Annotated in this window: 4 protein-coding genes; all 4 read left to right on the top strand. The window is 69.2% G+C overall.

All coding sequences use genetic code 11. The annotated features are described in order from the left end of the window. A partial coding sequence (locus VGD20_RS00885; RefSeq protein ID WP_331132647.1) for an RHO alpha subunit C-terminal catalytic domain-containing protein occupies nt 1-728 on the top strand: 728 nt, incomplete at its 5' end. Continuing rightward, on the top strand, nt 725-1,981 hold the full coding sequence (locus VGD20_RS00880; RefSeq protein ID WP_331132646.1) for a sarcosine oxidase subunit beta family protein: 1,257 nt from the start codon (nt 725-727) through the stop codon (nt 1,979-1,981). The genes VGD20_RS00885 and VGD20_RS00880, both read left to right, overlap by 4 nt. Further along, nucleotides 1,981-2,244 (top strand): sarcosine oxidase subunit delta, encoded by a 264-nt coding sequence (locus VGD20_RS00875; RefSeq protein ID WP_331132645.1) that lies wholly within the window; start codon nt 1,981-1,983, stop codon nt 2,242-2,244. The genes VGD20_RS00880 and VGD20_RS00875 overlap by 1 nt, the downstream gene beginning before the upstream one ends. Further along, on the top strand, nt 2,241-2,823 hold a 583-nt coding region (locus VGD20_RS00870), incomplete at its 3' end, for a 2Fe-2S iron-sulfur cluster-binding protein (RefSeq protein ID WP_331132644.1). The genes VGD20_RS00875 and VGD20_RS00870, both read left to right, overlap by 4 nt.

Below are 2,823 nucleotides of genomic sequence, written 5' to 3'. Positions count from 1 at the left end.
ACAAGGGCGAGCATGGGCTGCACCCGGTCGCAGTCGCCGTGTGGGGCGGCTTCATCTGGATCGGGCTGACGCCCGCGGCGGCACCCGATTTCGACGCGGCGATGGGCGAGGCGCCGCGCCGTCTGTCGAACTATCCGCTCGCCGCGATGAAAACGGCGCGCACGATCCGTTACGACGTCCATGCGAACTGGAAGCTGATCCTCGAAAATTACAATGAATGCTATCATTGCGCCGGGGTTCATCCCGAGCTGTGCGACCTCGTCCCCGAATTCCGCCGCAACGGCGGCATGCACCTCGACTGGGAGGCGGGGATCCCGCACCGCGAGGGGGCGACGACCTATACGCTGTCGGGGACGACGACGCGGGCGTTCCTTCCCGGCCTCAGCGAGGAAGAGAAGGTCCGCCACAAGGGCGAACTTCTCTATCCGAACCTGATGCTGAGCGTGTCGAGCGACCACGCCGCGGCCTTCATCCTGTGGCCCGAGGCGGTCGACCGCACGCGCATCGAATGCCGCTTCCTCTTCCATCCCGAGGAAATGGCGAGGGAGGATTTCGACCCGGCGGATGCGGTCGATTTCTGGGACCTCGTCAACCGGCAGGACTGGGCGGTGTGCGAGCGCGTCCAGCGCGGTATGGCGGCGCGCGTCCACGAGCATGGCTATTATTCGCCGATGGAGGATTACAGCCTCGACATCCGTCGCTACATCGCGCGCTGCCACGGCGAATGACGCATTATTCGGCGCTTGCGCTGCTCCGCGGTGCCCTCGGCGGCAACCGGCACTGGCGGCCGGCGTGGCGCTCGCCCGAACCGAAGCCGCGCTATGACGCAGTGATCGTCGGCGGCGGCGGGCACGGGCTGGCGACGGCCTATTATCTCGCGAAGAACCACGGCCTCACCAACGTCGCGGTGCTCGAAAAAGGGTGGATCGGCGGCGGCAACACCGGGCGCAACACGACGATCGTGCGGTCGGATTATTATTATCCCGAGAGCGCGGCGCTCTTCGACCGGTCGGTGACGCTGTACGAGGGGCTGAGCCGCGACATCAATTTCAACATCATGTTCAGCCAGCGCGGCATGCTGACCGTCGCGCACAATCGTGGGGAAATCGATTTCCAGCGGCGGCTGGTCAACGGCATGGCGCTGAACGGCATCGACATGGCGATGGTGAGCGCGGCGGAGGCGCGGCGGCTTTGCCCGATCCTGAACGCCGATCCCGATGTGCGCCACCCGATCCTCGGCGGCATGTTCCAGCGGCGCGCGGGGACGGTGCGCCACGACGCGGTGGTGTGGGGCTATGCGCGCGCCGCCGACCGGCTGGGGGTCGACATCATCCAGAATTGTGCGGTGACCGGCATCGACCGCGACCCCGCGAGCGGTGCGGTGACCGGCGTGCGAACGACGCGCGGGGCGATCGCGACGGCGCGGCTGGGGGTCGCGGTCGCGGGGCATTCGACGATGCTCGCCGACATGGCGGGGTTCCGCCTGCCGCTGCGCAGCTATGCGTTGCAGGCATTTGTGTCCGAACCGCTGAAGCCCGTGCTCGACATCATCGTCTCGTCGGCGGCGCTCGGCGTCTATGTCAGCCAGTCGGACAAGGGCGGGCTGGTGCTCGGCGGCAATGCCGATCCCTATGCCTCCTATGCGCAGCGCGGCAATGTGCCCGTGATGGAGGCGGTCGCGGCGGGGCTGGTCGCGCTGATCCCGTCGTTCAGCCGGGTGAAGCTGCTCCGCCAATGGGCGGGGATCGTCGATTATGCGCACGACAGCTCGCCGATCCTCGGGCCGAGCCCGGTGCCGGGGCTGACGCTGAGCTGCGGCTGGGGCGGCGGCGGGTTCAAGGCGATCCCCGCGGGCGGCGAGACGATGGCGCACACGATCGCCACCGGCACGCCGCACCCGCTGATCGCGCCGTTCGGGCTCGGCCGCTTTCGCGACATGGCGCTGGTCGACGAGGCCGCCGCTGCTGGGATCGAACACTGATGCTCCGGATCGATTGCCCATTTTGCGGTCCGCGCGACGAGAGTGAGTTCGTGAACGGCGGCGAGGTGCCCGCGCCGCGCCCCGACGAGCGCTGCAGCGATGCCGAATGGACGGCGCATCTGTTCGAGCACGACAATGTGCGCGGGGTGCTGCGCGAGCGCTGGCTGCACGCCTGGGGCTGCCGCCGCTGGTTCGACGCGCGGCGTGACACGGTGAGCCACGCGATTCTTGCGATCGGCGAGATCGGGGATGGCGCGCGGTGAGCGGGTTTCGCCTTCCCGGACCTGCGCCCGCGCGGGTGCTGGCCTTTCGCTTCAACGGCAAGGCCTATGCCGGGCGTGAGGGCGATACGCTGGCGTCGGCGCTGCTCGCCAATGGCGTGACGCTCGTCGGGCGCAGCTTCAAATATCATCGGCCGCGCGGGATTATCGGCAGCGGGTTCGACGAGACCAACGCGCTGGTGCAGCTCGAAAGCGGCGCGCGCACCGTGCCCAACGCGCTGGCGACGCGGGTGCTGCTCACCGACGGGCTGGAGGCGCGCAGCGTCAATTGCTGGCCGTCGGTCGGGTTCGATATCGGCGCAGTCAATGACCGGCTGTCGCCGCTGCTGAGCGCGGGCTTCTATTACAAGAGCTTCATGTGGCCGGGCTGGCGCGTCTTCGAGGGCGCGATTCGCCGCGCGGCGGGGCTCGGGCGCGCGCCGGCCTTGCCCGATCCGGACCGCTATGCGGCGCAGCGCCACGACTGCGCGGTGCTGGTCGTCGGCGGCGGGATCGCCGGGCTCGCGGCGGCGCGTGCGGCGGCGGAGACGGGGGGCGCGGTCGTGCTGCTGGAGGCCGAGC

The sequence above is a fragment of the Sphingopyxis sp. genome, assembly GCF_036402335.1.
Taxonomy (GTDB): domain Bacteria; phylum Pseudomonadota; class Alphaproteobacteria; order Sphingomonadales; family Sphingomonadaceae; genus Sphingopyxis.
The sequence above is the reverse complement of the archived record's forward strand: the minus strand, read 5'-3'. Positions and strand labels throughout refer to the sequence as shown.